This is a genomic window from Brevundimonas sp. NPDC046655, assembly GCF_044901625.1.
Lineage (GTDB): Bacteria > Pseudomonadota > Alphaproteobacteria > Caulobacterales > Caulobacteraceae > Brevundimonas.
In genome coordinates this window covers 91,547-112,088 of record NZ_JBJDPV010000002.1, presented here as the reverse complement: position 1 = coordinate 112,088, position 20,542 = coordinate 91,547, and the positions used below count along the sequence as shown (strand labels likewise).

The 20,542-nt window shown below is 64.4% G+C and carries 21 protein-coding genes; 6 read left to right on the top strand and 15 right to left on the bottom strand.

Annotated features, from left to right (window positions below):
- Positions 1-21: 21 nt before the first annotated feature.
- The 5 genes from ACI2KI_RS08265 to ACI2KI_RS08245 all read right to left on the bottom strand — a co-directional run bounded on the left by ACI2KI_RS08265 (position 22) and on the right by ACI2KI_RS08245 (position 3,575).
- A complete protein-coding gene (locus tag ACI2KI_RS08265) occupies positions 22-471 on the bottom strand; it encodes an HK97 family phage prohead protease (RefSeq protein WP_404619135.1) in 450 nt (149 codons plus the stop codon).
- On the bottom strand, positions 471-695 hold the full coding sequence (locus tag ACI2KI_RS08260) for a hypothetical protein (protein ID WP_404619133.1): 225 nt from the start codon (positions 693-695) through the stop codon (positions 471-473). Before ACI2KI_RS08260 ends, ACI2KI_RS08265 begins: the two co-directional genes overlap by 1 nt.
- Entirely contained in the window at positions 695-1,873 is a 1,179-nt protein-coding gene (locus tag ACI2KI_RS08255) for a phage portal protein (RefSeq protein WP_404619131.1), read from the bottom strand. The genes ACI2KI_RS08260 and ACI2KI_RS08255 overlap by 1 nt, the downstream gene beginning before the upstream one ends.
- A 325-nt stretch (positions 1,874-2,198) precedes the next feature.
- Positions 2,199-3,026, bottom strand: a complete 828-nt coding sequence (locus tag ACI2KI_RS08250) for a hypothetical protein (protein WP_143255462.1) — start codon at positions 3,024-3,026, stop codon at positions 2,199-2,201.
- A 30-nt stretch (positions 3,027-3,056) separates the two neighbouring features.
- On the bottom strand, positions 3,057-3,575 hold the full coding sequence (locus ACI2KI_RS08245) for a hypothetical protein (protein ID WP_076224212.1): 519 nt from the start codon (positions 3,573-3,575) through the stop codon (positions 3,057-3,059).
- 51 nt (positions 3,576-3,626) lie between these two features.
- On the opposite strand from ACI2KI_RS08245, the gene ACI2KI_RS08240 reads away from it, so the two are divergent.
- The 3 genes from ACI2KI_RS08240 (at position 3,627) to ACI2KI_RS08230 (ending at position 6,376) form a co-directional block, all read left to right on the top strand.
- Positions 3,627-3,911 (top strand): helix-turn-helix domain-containing protein, encoded by a 285-nt coding sequence (locus tag ACI2KI_RS08240; RefSeq protein WP_232624015.1) that lies wholly within the window; start codon positions 3,627-3,629, stop codon positions 3,909-3,911.
- Between the two features lie 250 nt (positions 3,912-4,161).
- A complete protein-coding gene (locus ACI2KI_RS08235) occupies positions 4,162-5,298 on the top strand; it encodes a hypothetical protein (protein WP_076224209.1) in 1,137 nt (378 codons plus the stop codon).
- A 1-nt stretch (position 5,299) separates the two neighbouring features.
- Positions 5,300-6,376: a hypothetical protein gene (locus ACI2KI_RS08230; protein WP_076224207.1), complete on the top strand. Its 1,077-nt coding sequence runs from the start codon at positions 5,300-5,302 to the stop codon at positions 6,374-6,376.
- Positions 6,377-6,481: 105 nt separating this feature from the next.
- Here ACI2KI_RS08230 and chrA read toward each other — a convergent pair whose 3' ends face one another.
- Both chrA and ACI2KI_RS08220 read right to left on the bottom strand, forming a co-directional pair.
- Entirely contained in the window at positions 6,482-7,675 is a 1,194-nt protein-coding gene (gene chrA, locus ACI2KI_RS08225; RefSeq protein ID WP_076224205.1) for a chromate efflux transporter, read from the bottom strand.
- Positions 7,676-7,817: 142 nt separating this feature from the next.
- On the bottom strand, positions 7,818-8,093 hold the full coding sequence (locus tag ACI2KI_RS08220; RefSeq protein WP_076224204.1) for a metal-sensing transcriptional repressor: 276 nt from the start codon (positions 8,091-8,093) through the stop codon (positions 7,818-7,820).
- Positions 8,094-8,159: 66 nt separating this feature from the next.
- Here ACI2KI_RS08220 and ACI2KI_RS08215 point away from each other — a divergent pair, with 66 nt between their 5' ends.
- Entirely contained in the window at positions 8,160-9,491 is a 1,332-nt protein-coding gene (locus tag ACI2KI_RS08215) for an MFS transporter (RefSeq protein WP_076224202.1), read from the top strand.
- Positions 9,492-9,556: 65 nt separating this feature from the next.
- On the opposite strand, the gene ACI2KI_RS08210 is transcribed toward ACI2KI_RS08215, so the two are convergent.
- The 7 genes from ACI2KI_RS08210 to ACI2KI_RS08180 form a co-directional block, all read right to left on the bottom strand.
- Positions 9,557-10,198, bottom strand: coding sequence for a transmembrane anchor protein (locus tag ACI2KI_RS08210; RefSeq protein WP_076224200.1), 642 nt, complete (start codon positions 10,196-10,198; stop codon positions 9,557-9,559).
- Positions 10,199-10,212: 14 nt separating this feature from the next.
- On the bottom strand, positions 10,213-10,944 hold the full coding sequence (locus ACI2KI_RS08205) for a HupE/UreJ family protein (protein ID WP_076224198.1): 732 nt from the start codon (positions 10,942-10,944) through the stop codon (positions 10,213-10,215).
- A gap of 111 nt (positions 10,945-11,055) precedes the next feature.
- Positions 11,056-14,241 carry an efflux RND transporter permease subunit gene (locus ACI2KI_RS08200; RefSeq protein WP_046653314.1) on the bottom strand — a complete coding sequence of 1,062 codons (3,186 nt, stop codon included), beginning with the start codon at positions 14,239-14,241 and terminating at the stop codon, positions 11,056-11,058.
- A gap of 14 nt (positions 14,242-14,255) precedes the next feature.
- Positions 14,256-15,515, bottom strand: a complete 1,260-nt coding sequence (locus ACI2KI_RS08195) for an efflux RND transporter periplasmic adaptor subunit (protein ID WP_076224196.1) — start codon at positions 15,513-15,515, stop codon at positions 14,256-14,258.
- Positions 15,512-16,831: a TolC family protein gene (locus ACI2KI_RS08190; protein WP_083673975.1), complete on the bottom strand. Its 1,320-nt coding sequence runs from the start codon at positions 16,829-16,831 to the stop codon at positions 15,512-15,514. Before ACI2KI_RS08190 ends, ACI2KI_RS08195 begins: the two co-directional genes overlap by 4 nt.
- A 61-nt stretch (positions 16,832-16,892) precedes the next feature.
- A complete protein-coding gene (locus tag ACI2KI_RS08185; protein WP_232624029.1) occupies positions 16,893-17,267 on the bottom strand; it encodes a hypothetical protein in 375 nt (124 codons plus the stop codon).
- Between the two features lie 126 nt (positions 17,268-17,393).
- Positions 17,394-17,621, bottom strand: coding sequence for a hypothetical protein (locus ACI2KI_RS08180; protein WP_232464046.1), 228 nt, complete (start codon positions 17,619-17,621; stop codon positions 17,394-17,396).
- A gap of 356 nt (positions 17,622-17,977) precedes the next feature.
- Here ACI2KI_RS08180 and ACI2KI_RS08175 point away from each other — a divergent pair, with 356 nt between their 5' ends.
- The gene (locus tag ACI2KI_RS08175; RefSeq protein ID WP_404619123.1) at positions 17,978-18,340 is read left to right on the top strand and encodes a hypothetical protein; all 363 of its coding nucleotides are present in this window, start codon (positions 17,978-17,980) and stop codon (positions 18,338-18,340) included.
- 165 nt (positions 18,341-18,505) lie between these two features.
- Positions 18,506-18,835, top strand: coding sequence for a helix-turn-helix domain-containing protein (locus ACI2KI_RS08170; protein ID WP_052748048.1), 330 nt, complete (start codon positions 18,506-18,508; stop codon positions 18,833-18,835).
- A gap of 310 nt (positions 18,836-19,145) precedes the next feature.
- Here ACI2KI_RS08170 and ACI2KI_RS08165 read toward each other — a convergent pair whose 3' ends face one another.
- The gene (locus ACI2KI_RS08165; RefSeq protein WP_128720229.1) at positions 19,146-20,474 is read right to left on the bottom strand and encodes an integrase arm-type DNA-binding domain-containing protein; all 1,329 of its coding nucleotides are present in this window, start codon (positions 20,472-20,474) and stop codon (positions 19,146-19,148) included.
- Positions 20,475-20,542: the final 68 nt, after the last annotated feature.

The window sequence follows — 20,542 nt, the reverse complement described above, 5'->3', positions numbered from 1 at the left end:
GCTTACAAATAGAAAAGAATATCAACGCCTTGCTAAGCTGGCGGGCGGCTCTGCCGCCCTGAACCGCGCCCCCGGCAGCATGGGGAAGGTCACCAGCGACACCTCCCACAGCTCCACTTGGCTCAGCACCCGCAAGCGCCCGTCCCGTCGCGCCTTCGCCGCGCGAAACCCGATCGACAGCCCGTCCAGCGCCCCCGCTCGCGTCAGGGCCTGAGCGTAACGCGCCTCGCCCGACCAGTCGTGCAGACGCCCGCGCACCCTCAAGCCCCGCTCGTCCTCGACCATTTCGTCCCAGACGCCGACCACCGCCCGGCTCTCGTGCTGATGCAGCATCCGCACCCCGCCCGCCCCCGTTTTGGCCAGGCTGTCGGCGAAGGCGCCCTTCGCCACCACGTCCCCGTTCAGGTCGGCTGCGCCCCACAGCGAGGCGTAGCCTTCGATGGCCAGTTCCAGTCCGGTCGCCGTCGTCATCACTTCGCCTCCAGCCGCCGCTCGATGCGATCCACCGTCGCCCGCACCGCCTCGCCCTGGGCCTCCACACGCGCCAGGCGCTCGGCCACCAGCCTCTGCTCCCCGACCCGCTGCTCCAGCGTCGCGATCCGCGCCGCCGCCCCGCCGGCCCAGACCAGCCCGCCGATGGTCTGCACCAGCAGGGCCGCGATCAGGGCGACGGGGACCTTCTTCACCTGTTCCATCACGCGCCCACCCCCGCCATGCGCCGCCGTTCTTCGTCCGTCAGGAAACTCGCCGCGTTCAGTCGCGCCCACAGCGCATCGCGCTCGACCTGCAGGGCCGGGACCGCATCCAGATCCGGCTCGATCCGGCAGTCGCTGAACCGCCCGCCCAGCCAGCCCGTCATCGCCCCCGCCGCCTTCCTCACCAGCGGGATCACCGTCCCGCGCCAGAAGGCGGCGTTGGCCTCGCGATAGTTGGCGTAGGTCGCATCCCCCGGTATCCCCAGCAGCTGCGGCGGCACCCCGAACGCCAGGGCGATCTCCCGCGCCGCCGCGTGCTTGCCGGCGATGAAGTCCATGTCGTGCGGCGTCAGGCTCATCGGCTTCCAGTCCAGCCCGCCTTCCAGCAACAGCGGCCGCCCGGCGTTGCGCGCCCCCGCATGGGCCTCGCCCAGTTCCGCCTTCAGCGCCTCGAACTGCTCGCCCGTCAGCCGCTCGCCGTCCTTGGCGCCGTAAACCAGAGCCCCCGACGGCCGCGCCGCATTGTCCAGCAGCGCCTTGTTCCAGGCCCCCGAGGCGTTGTGCACGTCGATGGCGAAGGCCGCCGCCTCCAGCGGCGAAAACCCGTAGTGATCGTCAGTCGGATGGAACAGCTTCAGGTGCATGACCGGCGACCAGCCGTCACCATGCCGCGCGATCCGCACCGCCTGCCCGCCGACTGCGTATTCATAGGCCTCGGGCCAGCCCGCGCGACCCGGAACCACCTTCACCCGGTCGGGCCGCAGCGCCCATAACTCGTCCGGCGCGCCGTCGCCATCGACGTCTCCCGACGCCTCGACATAGGCGTTGCCCGCCGTCTGCAACGCGCCGTAAAGCGCCTCCATCAGTTCCCCGCCCGACTGCTCGGGATTGGGCTTGGCCAGCAGCCGCGCCAACGGATGCTCCGTCGTCCGCACGCCCGCGACCATGACCATCAGCGGCGTCGACGCCGCCGCCTCCGCAATCATCCGCACGCAGCGATAGGCCACCGCGTTCTTCGCAAACCCCTCCTCGGCCAGGTGGGCATAGTCGCGCGGCGTCCACCGCGCCCGGCCCGCTCCCGTCAGGGCGATCAGCGGCCCTGCCCGGCTATCCTTGACCTCAGGCGCAGACACGCGCCGCCGACCAAACGGTCGTCGCCAATCCATTGAAATCTCCATGTCTGTCTTCCTTCTCCCCTTGTGGGAGAAGGTGGCCCGCCAGGGCCGGATGAGGGGTGTCGGCGCGAGGGTTGACCGGAAGCCATGCGCCAGCTTCTACGCACCCCTCATCCGTCTTGCTCCGCAAGCCACCTTCTCCCAGAATAGGGAATGTAGGGCGGGTAGGTGAGCAAGAACCTCTTGGTTTTCAGATCGCTGATCGACAAGGAGCGCCCGCTCTAAATGTCGTGCCACCCAAGGTGCCACTTTGCGACAAGATCGGGAAAATCCTTGAACGACAACGTTCTAACTGTAGCACAAAAACGTACTGCAGTGCGAACTGCAGCTATTCGATCACCGGCATGCCCTTGAAGATCGCCGGCGACGGCGGCGGGCCGTCGGTCCAGTGCCAAGTCTGGCGGGTGCGCATCAGCTCCTGCGTGATCTGGGCGGGGACGGCCGGGATGTCGACCGGCGTCGGGGCGTAGGTGCCCGACGGAGCCAGGTTCAATCGGAACCGATGCGGGAAGCCGCCGAAGCGCACTTCGATCACCATGTCGCGGACCATGCCGTCAGGAATGACGATCTGTTCGGCCAGGATGGCGCCGCCGTGGGCCGTGCCGGGATCGATGGTCGTCGTCTCCAGCATGGTCCGTCCCAGAGTGGAGATAGTTTGCCGCAGGCGTCGCTGGATGTGGTCGTGCGACGCCTGCAACTGCCCTGAGGCGCTGCGGTAGGCGATGTCGTGGCGGCGCGGATGGTCCTCCATTTCCTGAACGGTGAGGAAATACTCCACCGCCGCGTCGGCCCAGGCCAGGTTCATCTCGCGCTGGGCGGTCGTGCGCGCGCTGTGGCGCAGATAGTCGAAGTCCTGAACGCTGTAGGGCTGCCCATCCAGATAGAGCCGCACGTCCTCCGAGCCGATGTTGATCGGGTAGCCCGAGGTGTTGAAGGCGGCGATCGAGAAGAAGAACTTCTGGGTGTCGTTGTACCTGACCGGCAGCAGCATGATCGCTCCGGACGGCCCATTCGACACCATCAGGGCGTTGCCGCGCGAGAAGCGGACGCCCACGCCGTGATCGGCGGTCGGGATCATCCGTACCTCCGGTAGCGGCGTGGTGGCGCAACCGGCCAGGACAGCCATGGCAGCTACGACCGCAGTCTTCGGAAACATCGACTTCATCCTCACGATTGTCCCCTTCTGTCAGAACTGAACCGGCGTGCCGGCGATGCGGCCGCAGAACTGGTTCCAGGCGCCTTCGAAGTAGGCGGTGTTCAGTTCTTCGCCGCCGTCGATCAAAGCGGAGGCGTCGCCTGCACGATCCACGCCGGCCTCGAAACGCTGAAAACCTGACATGCCGCCATAGGCGTTTCGGCCGTTCACTTCGCCGCAGAACATCGTCGAACCGTTGGAGTGCTCGATGCGGCGTACATTCCGGAACTGGGCTGACGACGGATCGCGCAGCTTGTTCGTGACCGCCTGACGCGCTGCCGTACGAATGCGCGTCGGCGTCCAGTTCACGGGCGGCGTTCGGGCGCGTTGGGCCTCAACGCAGGCCGCATAGGCGCCGCTGGCGATGTTCCTCATCCGCGCCATGACCGCATTGGGGCTACCGGGCGGGTAGCCGCCATTCGTGGAACAGGCGTCGGCTTGCGCAGATGCGGCGCCTCCGAACGAAACGACCGCAATCAGAACCGAAATGGCGAAGACAATCTTCTTCATCAGAACCCTCCAGATTTAATATGTAGGATATATCCCGTGGTTTAACGAGCGGTGAAGCTGTCGCTTGCCGCCATGAACGGACGGGCGCTGGTGGCGTGGAATCTCAAGAAGCTGCGGACCGAACGCGGCGTCTCGCAGGAGCGTCTAGCTGCCGACGCAGGCATAGATCGCGCCTACTTGAGCGAGATTGAGCGCCAGTTAGGCAACGCGTCTGTCGATCTTCTGGATCGACTCGCTGGTGTGTTGGGAGTGTCAGTTTCGGCGTTCTTCGTGCGGCCTGAGCAAGACGAGAACGCCCCGCAGTCTCTGCGGAGCGGCCGTCGCCCCAAGTCCTAAAGAGGGCTCCTGGCTCTGGATCGTCTTAAGAAGGCCCCCCTTCCGTTGGCCATCCCCCGACGTAGCTATTGCAAACTGTCCCTGCGGCCATGAGCAGAGCATTATCAACCGCCGCGACGAAACTGAGGAAGGAGTTGGTCTTTCGACTGTTCGCGTGATCGGCTACGGTCCCTGCTTGGGGGAGAACCAAGTGGCAGAAGCACCGCAAACACAAAAACTCCGGGACTATCGCGTGGATTGCTGGTCCGTCATGACCGGCATGACCGTCGATGACTACCTTGCCTTGGTTGAGGGCGCGTACCGAAAACGTGGGGGCTTGAAGGGCCAACGCGAACCGCTCAAGACAACGACCGGACGCCGTATCCGCGGGAGGATGGTCGAGGATATCAGACGAGGCGCCATTCTACCGCCGGTTGTGATCGGAGTCGTGATCACCGATGATCTGGATTCCATTGAAGCCATGAGCCCCGACGAGGTAATCGCGCGGGTGACGGCAGACTGGATCGACTCCATCTCAATAATCGACGGCATGCAACGGACCACGGCGCTTCTCGATGCCGTAGAGGCTGATCCGAAAGTCGGTGAGCAAACCGTGCGCGTCGAATGCTGGTTAGCCCAGAGCACGGACAGTTTAATCTATCGCATGCTGGTGCTGAACACAGGGCAGGTTCCTTGGAACATTAAGCGCCAATTGCTGGTGATCTATGCGCCCTTGGTCGAGCAAATGAAGGCGAAGATCAATTTTGAACGACTGCTTAGCTTGGAGAAGGCGGAGCGGCGCTACAAAGGCGGCGAGTTCAGCGCTGACAGCCTAGTTGAAGCGTATCTGGCGTTCGGCATCCGGCGGACGGAGATCGACACTCAGGAGACCTTAGCCGACGAATTCTCACGCTTGGACATAGCAGAGGCGATCGCCTCCAAGAAATACGATCATTATTTCTATCCAATTGTCCAAATTCTGGTGGACGTGGACAAGGCGTTCTCGCGGCTGGAGGCCTCCGATACCGAGGGCTCGGACGAGACCGTGAGCTCGAAATTCACTATCGGCCGGAATATTTTTGACAGCCAACCAGCGCGCATCGGCTTCATCGTCGCCTGCGCCTTGACGGTCCTCGGGCGGTTGGGAATGGATCGAACAGATGCCGACAGCCAAGTGGCATTGGAGGCGATCCAAAGCGCTGCCGCTGAACTCGTGCAAAAGCTCGAGCATATGTCGCCAGAAGACCTGACGGCCTTCTTATCGCTTGACGTGCTACGGGAAAAGCTTGGTGGGCAGAAGCGATCGGCCGTGGGACGGCACGAGCGGGCATTCTTTGAGACAGCGTTCAAGGTGCTGATCGAGGAGAACTTCGCCGTCCCCTCAATGGGGGTGTGCTGGAGAGCCTGACGTGTCCCGCAATCGTATCGACATGAGCAACGCCCTCTTCGGTCGCCTCGCAGATTTCGCTGCTCAGCTCGATGATCCTGTCATCAATCCTGAGGCAGGGCGATGGATCAAGAACGAAGATGCGGGCGACTTGAGGCTGATGTCCCACGCCGAATCCGATGTGCGGATCGTGACTCGCCAAATTCGCTTGGTCCGCATCGAGCACGAGGGAGCTCTTTACTTCTGCACCTTTGGTTTGCCGGAAGCCGATGAGATTCCGCCAGACCTTGAAACGGTTGACGCTACGCCTGGAGTGTTCGCCTTGGCTGTGTTGGAGGCTCAGGTGCGGCCGCCAACGAGCGTGACTGCGGCCGCCATCAAGCAGGCTTTGGACGAGCAATTCATCAACAATGGTGGAGGCTACGGGGGGCACGAACTGTCTGACATCGCACCCCTGTTCCCGTCACTATGCGTTTACCGCGCCACGGGCGTGGCAGACTATCACAACTTGACTGATAGGGTCCTCGGATCGATCCTAGTTCGGACCTACTTCGATGGACCAATTTCGCTCGAACCGGAGACGGTAAAAGTCCTAACGCGGGTTTTCGAAGCGGACTCGCCGCTTATTCCTTATCGCAATCTAGTCCAAGGAGTGCTGTCGATCTCCTGGGAAAACCTGTTCCTTGAGGCGTACCGCTGCGTTGAACAGCTCTACGGCATGAAGCGTTTCAGTACGCTGAAGGCGCAGCTCAATATCGCTGCATCACCGCGCGAGTTGGCCAAGATTATTGAAGATCAACTCTCTTGGCGCCCTAAGGAGTCGGAGGCCTTTGTGGGCCTCGCCTCATTGTGCGGCGAGGCATTGGTGTCGACGGTTTGCACCGGACTATCTGTGCAGGCAGACACGCATGACAAACGCTATTCGCGAATGGCGGAGGAGCTGTATGGCCTTAGGAATATGATAGTGCATTACCGCCCAGCGCACGAGGCAGTGCAGAAGAACGATGCAGACTGGAATATCATAATTCGCGGGATGCTCGATATCGTAGCGCACCTATACAACGACCATGCGGTCGAGTTTTTCGGCCCGGCCGCATAGTGGCTGTGCGGTACTGAAACCACGTCAGGCGTTAGTGCGCACCTAGGAGTGTCCAAGTTTAGAGCCCACTAAAGGTCTTGACGTGGCGCTGGATCTCCTACGACCTCAGTATAAAGCAAGGCCGCCAGCAGCAGCGCCCCCTAAGATCAGCAGCGGCATCCAGCGCGGCTTGAGCCGCCACGCAGCGGCCAGTGCGGCGATGAAGATCAAACCTGCGATCCACAACGACGGCGCCGATTGGGCTGTGGTCCAGGCCAGTTGAAGCGAAGTGGCGGCGATGACGCCGACAACGGCGGCCGCCACGCCTGCCAGGAGGCGGTGCAACGCCGGGTTCTCGACCACGGCCTCCAGGTGATTGAACAGCACCATCGAGAAGGCGAAGGCGGGCAGGAAAATGCCGGCAGTGACCGCCAGCGCGCCCGCCCAGCCGCCGACCACATAGCCCGTGAAGGTGCCGAAAATCACCAGAGGCGCCGGCAGAACGCCGGCCAGCGCCACGCCGTCCAGGAAGACGCCGTCCGGCAACCAGCCGCGTCCGACGGTGTCGGCGCGTACATAGGGAATTGCGGTGTAGGCGCCGCCGAAGGTCAGCAGGCCGCCCTTCAATCCGGCGACGAACAGAGCGGCGAGTTGAGGCGACGGCTCGGCCGAGATCGCGACCGCAGACGGGGCGATCTCCAGATGGAGGCCGAACAGGATGGCGGTGAAGACGGCGACAACGGCGATGGCGACGCCTGCCCACGGCCGTTGCTCCAGGGCGTAGATCAGGCCGCAGGCGGCAAGCGGTATCCAGAAGGGCGCATGGAGGAGAGAGGCGATGAAGGCCCCGATCGCCAGCATCCACAACAAACGGTCTTCCAGGACGTGGGAGCCGATCCGATGCACGGCGCGGATGATGATGGCGACCACGACGATCTGGACGCCCAAAAGCAAGCCGGTCAGGCTCGACTGCCCGGCGATGAAGCGCTCATAGAGCCATGCCGCCGCCAGCATTAGAACGAAGCCGGGCAACATGAAGCCGAGGCCCGCGAGCAGACCGCCGATCCGACCGCGCGCCATCATGCCCATGTGGACGCACAGTTCGTGGGCTTCAGGTCCGGGAAGCACCTGCATCACCGCCAGAAGGCGGTTGAAGCGCGGACTGGAAATCCATCGCTCTTCATCGACGAGGGTGCGGCGGATCATGGCGATCTGGGCGACGGGGCCGCCGAACGCCAGGAAACCGAAACGCAGGAATTTGAGAAACAGCGCCGCCAGCGAAAGGCGGGGCGGACCGAGGGTGTCTGGCGACGTAGTCATGGCCTTGCCTCACGGGTCGCGCGGACGACGACGTGCGTTTGACGCATCGCACCAGCAGGGCAGCCGCGACTGCCTGCCCGCCGATCATAGCGTTACCGGAGGCGGATTGGCAGGGCGACGTCCTGCCGGTTGGAAGCTGACGTCACAGGTACTTGGTGATTTCCCGGAACTCGGCCATCGCCTGCTTCGCCTCGACAGGGTCGCCGTCAGCGGCATGGGCCAAGCAGTGGTCGATGTGGTCGTGGATCAGGGTCTTCTTCGCCGCTGCGACCGCCTTCTCGATGGCGTGAAGCTGTTGGGCGAGATCAACGCAGGCCCTCCTGTCCTCCATCATCTGGATGACGGTCCGCATATGCCCCTCGGCGCGCTTCAGGCGTTTGATGACTTCGGGATGAGACGCGTGAGAGATGTGTGCCATGCAATTTGACCTATCCCCCTGGTGGGGATAGGTCAAACGCGAAAACGCCGCATCGAAAGGCCCGTGATGTTCTCTCCCCTCAGGAACGCCGCCTATCGTCACCTGTTCATCGCCCAGGTGGCGGCCCTGCTCGGAACCGGCATGGCGACCGTGGCCCTGGGCCTGCTGGCGCATGACCTGGCGGGCGCCAGCGCGGGTGAAATCCTCGGCGTGGCCCTGGCGATCAAGATGATCGCCTATGTCGGGGTGGCGCCTTTCGCCAGCGCCCTGGCGTCTCGCCTGCCGCGCAAGACCCTGCTGGTCTCGCTGGATGTGGTGCGCGCTGGCGTTGCGGCTTCGCTGCCCTTCGTCAACGAGGCCTGGCAGGTCTACGGACTTATGACGGTGCTCTACGTCGCCTCAGCCGCCTTCACCCCGGCTTTCCAGGCCATGATCCCCGACCTGCTGGAGGACGAGGGCGAGTACACTAAGGCCCTGTCCTTGTCCCGACTGGCGGCCGATCTGGAAAGCGTCGCCAGCCCCGTGCTGGCGGCGGTGCTATTGGCCTTCATCAGCTATCACAACCTCTTCGTCGGGACCGCGCTGGGCTTCATCCTGTCAGCGGGCTTCGTCGTGACGGCGGTCCTGCCCAAGCTGTCGGCGTCGCAGAGCCTGCCGTTCCTGCGTCGTCTGACCGGAGGCGTGAAGCTGTTCGCCCTGACGCCACGCCTGCGCGGCCTGCTGGCGGTTAGCCTGGCGACGGCGGCGGGCGGCGCCATGGTCTTCGTCAACACTGTCGTCCTGGTGCAGTCGAACTTCGGCCTGTCGCAGCAGGCGACCGCCTGGGCCTTGGCGGCATTCGGAGGCGGGTCGATGACGGCCGCCTTCCTGCTTCCCAAGACGCTGGAGCGGGTGACGGATCGCAGCGCCATGGTGTCGGGCGCCGTCCTGATGACCGCCGTGCTCATCGCCGGTGCGCTGTTCGCCCGCAGCTATCCGGTGCTGATCGGTCTGTGGATCGTCATGGGCTTTGGCTACTCGCTGACCATCACGCCTGCGGGCCGCGCCCTGCGGCGGTCCTCGTCGGCGGCGGAACGGCCGGCCCTGTTTGCGGCCCAGTTCGCCCTGTCGCACGCCTGTTGGTTGATCGCCTATCCGGTCGCGGGGATGGTGTCGGCCGAAGCTGATCCTCAGATGGCCTTCGTCGTTCTGGCGGGACTGTGCGGCCTCGGCGCCCTTCTGGCGCTCTTCGTCTGGCCTGCGCACGATCCGCTGAACCTGCTGCACGACCACCACGACATGGAGCCGGATCACGCGCACCTGAGCGAGGGAATGCGCCCCGATGCGGAAGGCGTAGCACACGCCCACCCTGTTGTGATTGATGACAATCACCGCCGGTGGCCCAAGAATCGCGTGTGACGCCGTAAAGAAATCAGGGCGCGCCGTGCAACGGCGCGCCCTGTCTATAGGTGTCGGGATTTACGTCAGACGACGCGCTTGATCTCGGTATAGGCGCCAATGGTTTTAAGGGTGATGGTTACGGGCTGACCGGTGCGGTTGCGCCAGAACCAGCCATGGCTACCGGTAAAGGCCGCCGTCAGAACGCCTTCCTCCCTTTGGGAGGAGCCCTTGCCGTAGCCGTGGTAGGAGACGCCTGGTCGGTCTGCGTGGGTGTCGAAGTTGATCTTGCCGCCGCTGCTGGTCCAAGTGAAGCGCGCTGTCGCGCCTTCTTCCATGACCAGCTTGATCTCGGCACCTTGATCAGGCTGCAGCGTCAGGACGGTTTCGTCCGTGCGGCCGACGCTGGGCGTGGCCGTCGGGGCGGCGGCTGGAACGGTGGCGGCTGGCGCAACGGGGCTCGGCGACGCCGCCACAGGGACAGCATCTACAGCGGCCGCGTCAGCTGCGGCGTCGGCTTCGGCCTCCTTGGCGAGTTGCTGCTTGATGCGGCCCATTTCGGTGAGACCGAAGACCGAACCGATGCGGGTCGGATCGACGCCGTATTCGGCGGGCAGGACGACGGTGACCAGGAGCACGGAGGCCACAGCGGCGGCGATGCCGGTCGACTTCAACAGTTGGCCCGTGGTCGGCAGGTCGGCTTTGGAGGGGCGGTTTGCATTGTACATGAGGGTGTCTCCGATCACATGACGAAGAAGCCGACGAGCTGATAGCCCGTCAGAATGAAGCCGAGCGTCATCAGCACGACGTTGGTGAGGTAGGCGTGTTTCCAGAAGCCGTTCGTGCGGCGCCAGAAGCCCATCAGGATGAGGATGCCGCCCAGGGCGAGCAGTTGTCCGATTTCGACGCCGATGTTGAAGGCCACGAGGTTCCACAGCAGGCCGTCGGGCGAGAGTTGGAAGTCCTGCAGCTTGGTGGCGAGACCGAAGCCGTGGAAGAGGCCGAAGATCATCGTGGCCGCCTTGGTGGAGGGCTGGAAGCCGAACCACCTTTGATAGGCGCCCATGTTGTCCAGGGCCTTGTAGACGACGGACAGGCCGATGATGGCGTCGACCAGATAGCTGGAGACGCTGATGTTCATCAGCACCCCGAGCAGGAGGGTCGACGAGTGGCCGATGGCGAACAGAGTCACATAGATGCCGATGTCCTTCATCCGGTAGAGGAAGAAGATCACGCCAAACAGGAACAGCAGGTGGTCGTAGCCGGTGACCATGTGCTTGGCCCCCAGATAGACGAAGGGCCAGAACAGGAAGCCTGAAGTCTCCTGGATGTAGCCCTTGTCGCCTGCGGCGACGCCGTGGGCGAGGACCTGGCTGAGCAGGCCTTCAAGGAAGAGGAAGCCGACCGCCAGGACCGCCAGGGTCCAGGGTGATCGAAGCCACGACAGTCGGTCGCGGCAGGGTGCGGAAGTCATGTGCATCCTTGCGATTGGAGGGAAAGCGCGACGTCCGCCGTCATCGGCGGGCATCGGTGATGGGTTGAGGCGCTGACGAGCGGCCGCCCCGAAACAGGGCGGCCGACCGCTTCAGAGCGCCCGACGGCGGCGGAAGGGGAGGTGGTCCAGCCAGGCGGGCCTGGGCCGATCCGTCGGGGCGTCCCGGCCGTGCACCAGGCTGTAGAGCGCCGGGAGCACGAGCAGGGTCAGGATCGTCGAGGAGACGATGCCGCCGATGACGACGGTGGCCAGCGGACGCTGGACCTCCGCGCCGGCGCCGACGTTCACCGCCATGGGGACGAAGCCGAGGCTGGCGACCAGGGCGGTCATCAGCACCGGGCGCAGGCGCGTCAGCGCCCCCTCCCGAATGGCCTGGCCCACGGGCTTGCCCTCTTCGATCAGGCCCCGGATGAAGCTGACCATGACGACGCCGTTCAGCACGGCCACGCCCGACAGGGCGATGAAGCCGACGCCGGCCGAGATCGACAAAGGCAGGCCCCGCAGCGCCAGCGCCGCCACCCCGCCGGTCAGCGCCAGGGGCACGCCGGAAAAGACGATGGCGCTGTCCCGCCAGGAGCGGAACAGCGCGAACAGCAGGCCGAAGATCAGCAGCAGGACCGCCGGAACGACCAGTTGCAACCGCTTGGCCGCCGAGATCAGCTGCTCGAAGGTGCCGCCATAGGAAATCCAGTAGCCGGCGGGCAGATCGACTTCCTGTTCGACGCGCTCGCGCACCTCGCCGATGAAGGAGCCGAGGTCGCGGTTCCGAACATTGGCGGTCACGACGATGCGGCGCTTGCCGTCTTCGCGACTGATCTGGTTCGGGCCGGTCTCCAGCGCGATCGTCGCGATCTCGCTGAGCGGCACGAAGCCGCGCGGCTGACCGTTTGCACCCGGAAGCGGCACCTGAATGCGGCCGATGGCGTCAGTGTTGCGCCGCAGGTCTTCCGGCAGGCGCACGACGATGTCGAAGCGTCGGTCGCCCTCGAAGATTTGCCCCGCCGTGGCCCCGCCCATGGAGGTCGAGATCACCGACTGAACGTCGTCGATGCTCAGGCCCAGGCGCGCAATGGCGTCCCGGTTCGGCGTGATCTGCAGCATGGGCAGGCCGGTGACCTGCTCTGACTGCGGATCGGCGGCGCCGGGCACGGAGCCGACGATCTCCTCGATCTGGGAGCCGAGCGCCACGAGTTGATCCAGGTCGTCGCCGTGGACCTTGATGGCGACGTCGGCCCGGACGCCGGACAGCAGTTCGTTGAACCGCATCTGGATGGGCTGGGTGAACTCGTACTTGCTGCCCGGCACCGCGTTCACCGCCTCTTCCATCTCGCGAACGAGCTGGAGTTTCGGCTTGCGGGGATCAGGCCAGTCCTTGCGGTCCTTCAGCAGGATGAAGGTGTCCGCGACCGAGGGCGGCACAGGGTCGGTGGCGACCGCCGCCGTGCCGATCTTGGCGACGACGCGTTCGACCTCCGGGAACTTCGCCAGACGGGCTTCGAGAGCGGTCTGCATCTCGACGGCCTGGGTCAGGCTAGTGCCGGGGATGCGCAGGGCGTGCATGGCGATGTCGCCTTCGTCCAGGTTCGGCACGAACTCCGAACCCATGCGTGAGGCGATCAGGGCCGCGCCCACGACGAGGGCCACGGCTACGGCGACCATGGCCACGCGCGTCCTCAGGGCGAAGTCGAGCGCCGGCTGATAGCCGGTGCGCGCCCAGCGCATCAGGAAGCTGTCCTTCTCCTGCACCTTGCCGGTGACGAACATCGCCACCGCCGCCGGCACGAAGGTCAGGGACAGGACCAGGGCGGCGGTCAGGGCGATGACCACGGTGATGGCCATGGGGTGGAAGGTTTTGCCCTCGACCCCGTCCAGGGCGAAAATCGGCACATAGACCAGGGTGATGATCAGGACGCCGAACAGGGACGGCCGGATCACTTCGCTGGACGCGCGCGCCGCCAGGGAGAAGCGTTCGTCACGGGTCAGCAGGCGGCCCTGCTGATGCTGGGCTTCGGCGAAGCGCCGCAGGCAGTTCTCGACGATGATGACGGCGCCGTCGACGATCAGGCCGAAGTCCAGCGCGCCCAGGCTCATCAGATTGCCCGACACGCCGGTGCGCACCATGCCGGTGATGGTCATCATCATGGTGATCGGGATGACCGCCGCCGTGATCAGGGCGGCGCGGAAGTTCCCCAGAAGCAGGAACAGCACCACGATCACGAGCAGGGCGCCCTCAAGCAGGTTCTTCTCGACCGTCTTGATGGCCCGCTCGACCAGGTCGGTGCGGTCATAGACGGGCGAGGCGACCACGCCGTCCGGCAGGGCCTTGGCCGCTTCCTCCAGCCGGGCCGCCGCCGCCTGGGCGACGACGCGGCTGTTTTCACCGGCCAGCATCAGGACGGTCGCCAGGACCGTCTCCTTGCCGTTCTCCGTCGCCGCGCCGGTGCGAAGCTGTTCGCCCAGGCCGACTTCGGCGACCTCGGCGATCCGAATGGGCACGCCGCCGCGCGTGGTGATGACGATGTTGGACAGGTCCTGCGTCGTCGAGGCCTGACCCGGCACGCGGATCAGCCACTGCTCGCCGTAGCGTTCGACATAGCCGGCGCCGACGTTGGCGTTGTTGCGCTCCAGCGCCGAAACGACCTCGTCCATGGTGACGCCGAAGGCGGCCAGCCGTTCGGGACGGGGCGTGACGTGGTACTGGCGCTCGAAGCCGCCGATGGTGTTGACCTCGGTGACGCCGGGCGTGTTGCGCATCTGCGGACGGATGACCCAGTCCTGCAGGGTGCGAAGGTCCTCAGGCGAGTAGGGCGTGCCGTCGGCCTTGCGGGCGCCGGGCTTGGCCTCGATCGTGTACATGAAGATTTCGCCCAGGCCGGTGGCGATCGGCCCCAGTTCGGGCGACAGGCCGGACGGAAGCTGGCCGCGCGCGGTCTGAAGCCGCTCGTTGACCAGTTGCCGCGCCCGGTAGATGTCGGTCCCGTCCTCGAAAACGACCGTCACCTGGCTCAGGCCGTAGCGCGAGACGGATCGGGTGTAGGACAGGCCCGGCACGCCGGCGACCGCGGTCTCGACCGGGAAGGTGATGCGTTGTTCGGCTTCAAGCGGCGAATAGCCGGGCGCCTCCGTATTGATCTGAATCTGGACGTTGGTGATGTCGGGCGTGGCGTCGATCGGCAGCTTCTGGAAACTCCAGACGCCGATGACGACCGCCACGAGGACGAGCGCCAGCACGACCCAGCGATGCCGGATCGACAGGCTGATGATGCGTTCAAGCATGGTGACGCATCCCCCTAGTGGTCGTGGCTCGCGCCGGACTTGTCGATGTCCGCGCGAATGAGGAAGGCGCCGTCGACGACATAGGTCGTGCCCGGCTCGATGCCGCCCAGGACCTCGGTCCACTCTTCGGTGCGACGGCCCAGGTCGAGCATGCGCACCTCATAGGTGTCGCCGACCTTGGCGTAGACCACGGTGAAGTCGCGGAACGGCTGCAGCGCCTTGGTGCGCACCGCCAGCGGCACCTCGCCCTGGCCGACCTGCACCAGTCCCGAAACCCCGAGGCCCGGCCGCCAGACGCCGCCCTGGTAGGGCAGTTCGACATGGGCCACGAGGGTCTGGCTGAGCACGTCGTCGGCCGGCAGGATCGCCTCGATGACGCCGCTGGCCGTGTGCTCGCCCGCCTGGCTCTTGATCTCGATCCTTTGACCGACGCGAACGCGTTCGGCGTCGCGCGGATAGAGGAAGAACTCGGCGTGAAGCCGGGTCGGGTCGCCGATCGTCAGCATGGGGGCGCCGCCGCCGGTGATGGAGCCGGGATTGACGTTCTTGGCGGTGATCACGCCCGAGATGGGCGCGGTGACCGAATAGGTCTGGAGGCTTTCGCTCGACTCCACGCGGGCGACGACCTGCCCGCGCGAGACGCGCTGGCCCAGTTCCACGGTCATGGACATCACCCTACCCGGATAGCGGGCGTGAACCTCGGCCTGGCCCTCCGGCGTGATCTCGACCCGGCCGCTGAGCGGCAGGCTCTCGCCGAGAACGGCGGGGCCGGCCTGCTGGGTGGTGACGCCGCCGGCTTGGGCGGCGTCGGCGCTGATGACCGTCCGGCCCTCATAGGACTGATAGGACCAGGCCGAGCGCTTGCCCGCGCGAACGGCGCTGACCGCGACGTCGAACGAGTGGGGCTCGGACACGACGCCCGGACTGGCCAGGTAGTCGTTCTCGGGGGTGAAGACGAAGCGATCCACCTTCGGCCCCAGGCGGCTCAGGGCGATGTTCGCCTGCACCTGCTTGGGATCGAGCGGCTTGTCGTTCAGGTAGGGATAGAGGCGGAAGAGCGGTTCCGGCCCTTCCTCGTAGATGGTCACCTCGATGGCGAAGTCGCCGTCGCGAAGCAGGCGGCCGTTGTGCGGTCCGCGTTCGTAGTCGGCGGCGGCGGCCGCCTCGCCTTCGGGCTTGGCGGCCTTGTCGCCGCCGCCGCAGGCGGCCAGCGTCAGGGCGACGGCGGCCAGGACGCAGCCGAGTGCGGTTGCGGAAGTGCGGGACGTCTTCATGGTTGGGTCTCCAGGCCGAGCAGGTCGGCGTGCGCGCCGGTCAGGCGGTCGAGCCGCGCGCGGTCGTTGTGGAAGGTCTGCAGCACCGCGACGCGACGGGCCTTGGTCTGCAGCAAGGCCGCATGGGCGCTCATCACGTCGTTGTAGGTGAAGCCGCCGCGCGCAAAGCCCTCGCGGACCAGGACGACGGCCCGTTCAGCCTGGGGCTGGGTTTCCTCAGCGATGCGCCGGGCTTCATTGGCGCGGGCCAGAAGCTGCACCTGGAGGCGGGCGATTTCCCGCTCGCGCTCAAGGCGCAGGGCGTTTTGATCGGCCTGGGCCGCCAGACCGTCAGCGCGGGCGCGGTCGATGGCGCCCTGGTTCCGGTCGTAGCGCTGCAGCGGCACGGACCCGCCGAAGACCAGAGCCACCTCATTGTCCCAGATGTGCCGGACGCCGACGCTGACCGTGGGATCGGGCACGGCGCGCGCCTGCTCCAGGCGAACCTGGGCGTCGGAGATAGCCTGGCGGGCGCGGAAGGCTTCGAGGTCCGCTTGGGCCACAGCGCCGGCGGCGACGCGAGCGGCGCTGGTGTCCTCGAAGTCGGAGGCTCCCATTCGGAAGTCGGCGGCGCCGTCCCAGAACTTGGCCAGGACGATGCGCGCGACGCGAACGGCGATCTCGGCCTGATCGAAATCGATCTGGGCCTGAGCTAGTTCGGCCTCGGCGCGCGCCCCCGCGAACAGGGGATCGCGGGCCGCGTTCACGCGACGCTGAACTTCCGTCTGGAAGCGTTCCGCGAGCGAAAGCCGCTCCCGCGCGATCTCCAGCTGGGCTTCTGCCGCCATGGCGTCGACCCAGGCGCGCTGCACCAGTTCGAGGCGATCCAGTTGCGCGATCTGGGCCTGGGCCGTGATCAGCAGGCCTTCGCTTTGCGCCAGGCCGGTGCGGGCGGATCGATCGCCGCCCCGTTCCAGCTTCTGCTCATAGGTCAGGGTGGTTTCGGTTCGCCCCAGAATGTCGCCTCCGCCCAGGGTGGGCAGGTTTTCGACCATCAGACCCAGGGTCGGATTGGGACGAAGGCCGGCCTGGCGGACGCCGGCCTCGACGCCGCGCAGGCGCGCGTCGAGACCCGGTCGCGCCGGATCGGCGGCGGCGGCGCGCCGCAGCGCGCCTTCAAGGGTGAGGGCCGGACCAGAGGCGGCTTCAGCAGAAGCCGGCGACTGGGCAAGCGCGATGGCGGGCGGCGACCATGCCGCCGCCAGGGCGAGCGCGAGGGCGGATACGGCCGCGCCTCGCCCTCGCCATCCGGCAACGCCGGATTGGGAAGGTTTCAAGAGATGTCTCCAACAGGACGCGCACGGCCATAAGGCCGCGCAGGATCAGCTTTTCAGGCGATCAGGCGTTCTGTCTGGGAGGCTGGAGCGGCGCGTCGAGAACGGCGCCGGGCGGCACGGCGTCGGGCGCCGGGCCAAGGTCGAGCGAGGTCACCACGCCCGCGCCGATCGGATGGACAGGCGTCGCCAGGGCCACATGAATGTCGCCCCCGCTGTGATGGTGATGGCTGAGAGGGGATTTGCCGCTTTCATCGGCGACATCCATCGCCTGAGCGTTAGCCGAGCCATCGTCGTTCGTCGCCGCGTCATGGCTGTGACCGTGGTCATGGTCGTGAGCCAGATCGGCTGTGTCTTCATAGGAAACGCCAGGGAACTGAAGGCCGTGTTCGATCCTGTGCTGATTATTCTGCACGCCATGCATCTGCACCGCGACCATGACGGTCACGCCCAGGCAGACGCAAAGGAAACGGAACAAGCGTGGCAAATCGAAATTCCCCGATCGAATTTCGTTACGGGGAAACCGTCCACGATGCAACTGCGTGAAGGTCGCAGCGGTTTGGCCCTACTCGCCTTTATAATCGCGCCGTCGCTTCAGTGGCTCCTGGTCCGGAAAGCGTAGCTGCACTCCGGCTCCGAGCATTCCTGCAGGGATGAATACGACACCAGCGTCTTCCAAAGTTGCAACAAGCAACCGTGCATTTGCCGTTGTGACGGGCGCAGCGGCGTTGGTGCTTTCGGCCTTTCGAACGGTGTTCAGCGCCAGCCCCGTACGCTCAGCCAGATCGGACACGGACATATTCAAAAGCCCGCGCGCTGCGCGCAACTGCGCCCCAGTAACGACGGCGCCGGAGGGGCTTGTGTCGCGCTCAGAATTCATGATTGACCAATAGCACCATATTTGATAAATAGCACCAATACATGAAGGGAGGTGCCTCTATGAATGACGTTAAACCGGATCAACCGACTTGTCCGCTCCATGGAAAGCCGAGCCAACGCCGAACCTGCCGAAGCTGCAATGCTGCCTACATGCGCGGCTACCTTAGCGTTGCGCGTAAAACTCGTCCCACTTCCGCGCTTTTGACGCGAGCACGTCAGCGCGCTGTCCGTCAGGGCGTACCCTATACGCTTCGGCGTCAGGACATCTCCATGCCGCGCCGTTGCCCCGTTCTTGGTCTGCCCTTGACCGTGGGTACGGCGAGGTCCGCCAGTTCCCCCTCTCTTGATCGGATCAATCCCGCCAAAGGCTATCAGCCTGGCAATGTCAGGGTCATCAGCGACCAGGCTAATCGCTTGAAAAGTAACCGCAGTCTTGAAGAGGTCGTCCGACTGAGCCAGCGAGGGGCGCCTGAACGACGCGCGCAATATGCTGCCGTTGCGGCCTACATGGAGCGGGAAGCGCTCTTGGCTGAGGTGAAGCGAAAGGCGGCTATTGACCCGTCGCCGAGTAAGCCTTGGCAGGTGATTGCTGATTTCTTGGAGAACCGCTTTCGCGAATACATTCCACGATAATCACGATTCAATGTAGATTTTGTTTACGCTAATACTGAATTAACCAACAAATCGTCTAGTTTTTGCTATTTTTTTCTTGACTAATGTTTTCGGTTAAGTTTTCGTAAATCTCACTATTAACTCGCACTGACCCACAGGAGATGTGCAACGAAGCAAGGAGAAACCATGAAGAACGACGAACGTGATGCGCCCAGCCTGAGCCCGCTGGAGAACCGCTGGCTGACAGCCGAAGAAGCCGCCGCCTACATCGGCGTGAAGGTCGAGACGCTTTCGAAATGGCGCCTTCGCGGCCACGGCCCTCGCTACTCGGCCGCCTTGCGGCGCGATCCGCGCTATCGCCTGTCCGACCTCATGGAACACATGGCCGCTCAAATGGTGTCCAACACCCGCGAAGCGCGCACCGTTCGCATCTCCTATGCCGCTGACCATTCCCCGATGACGCTACGGCGACCGATGCGCCCGTTGCGATCGGTGCAATCCACGGATCGTGGTTAGTCTCCCCGACGCGCGAACCCTTCACTCGACGGCTCCATCAATTTCACGCCGCCTCGCATACCTGAGAGGCGGCGTCCTCGTACCCCGCCGGCCTAAACATCAGCGCGCCGTCAGGCGCTGGCAGCGCGATCGGCGCTCGTGGATGTGGGGCTTTGGGCCCATATGAACGTTGCCAAATTGAAGGGATGAGGCCTCACCAATTGTAAGACGCCGCATGTCAGAATCTCTGACACGCGGCGCCTGGGGCTGCCTCAAATGCATTGACAGTTATTGTCGGAATTTGCGGCAGGAGAAACGTGCTTCCGGGACGTTACTGCTTATCCGAAGGCGCAGGGCTAAACGCGTGCGGCCCCACCATTCGAGCGATTTCATCGCTCCAGGCATTCTGAGCGGCCCGCACCTTCTCGCGCATTGTACGAACGTTGTAGCGGCGCGAAGGCTGGTTTTCATCGTAGTGGTTGATGACGTGCTCTGCGACACGCTCCGGAAAGCCCAAGTCTTCTTCAATGACAGTGCGTCCGTATCGTCGACCGTCGTACAATTGCAGTTCTTTCGACGGAAGTTCGCCAGCCTCAACCATCTGGTTGCGCATGGCCATAAAGGCACCTCCCATCGACCCCCTCAAGAGGTGGTCGCCGCGCCCACATGTCGGGAAGAGATACGTGCTGGAACTGCGCTCCATCTGCGTCTGGATCAACCGCATAGCCAGCGGAGTCAGAGGCACATAGTAGGGCTTCCGCTTTTTCTTGGTCAGATGTTTCGGAACAATCCAGGTGGCCTCCGACAAATTGATATGCTCCCGCTGCGCGCGAGCAACATCAACGGGTCGCTGGAGTGTCACCAGATAGATCAGCGTCGCAAGCGCGACACTGATCCGCGTGTCCTTACCGGTGGCGCGTGCGACGTTCGCATGCCAGATTTTGGCAAATGAATCCGGATCAAAGTACTCGGGACGTTGTTCCAGATTGTCTTCAAAGAGGGCCGGGAACGACGCGGGGTTTTCGGACAACCACTCCCGATCAGAGATCGCCCAGTTGTACATTCTGCGGACAATGGACTGGATTTGGTTGGCCGTGGAATGCCCATTGAATCGGGGATGGCGGGCATCTATCGCAATCTGGCTTTGGATGCTGCGAACCAAATCCTTCATCTCAGGTTTCGAAATTTCCCTGAAGGGACGATCGCCTATGCGTGGCAACACGAAGCGCCCCAGCAGGTAGCTTCTCGCCTTCTTATCCCCCTCCGAAAAATGCGGGTGGGCCTCGTCGAACAACTCCGCCAGGGCGCTGACCGTTTCCACCTTTCCGCGTTTCGCGGCTGCAATGTCGTCACGACGTTCAACGGCGGGATCAATTCCTTCCAGTTGCAGCGCAGCCAACCGCTGAAGCGCTCCACGGCGTGCGTCTTCGGGCGGAAGGGAAGCTGCGCACAGCCGAAAGTCATTCTTGCTGCCGTCAGTCCTCGGATAGCGGATGTAGTAGCTGGCGGACCCTCCGGGCGTAATCTGGACGTACAGTTGGGGCACGTCTGTGTCCCATAGGCGCACCCGCTTTCCCTGCACATGATCGGCTTGCGCTTTGTCGATCAGCTTGCGCGTCAAGCGGGCGCGATTGCCCTTTCTGTTCTTGTGGTTTGTCATTCTTTACCTCGTTCAAAGTTCGAGGTTCGAGCAGCACTTCCCACGCCAGACAGACCACCCACCGTGCC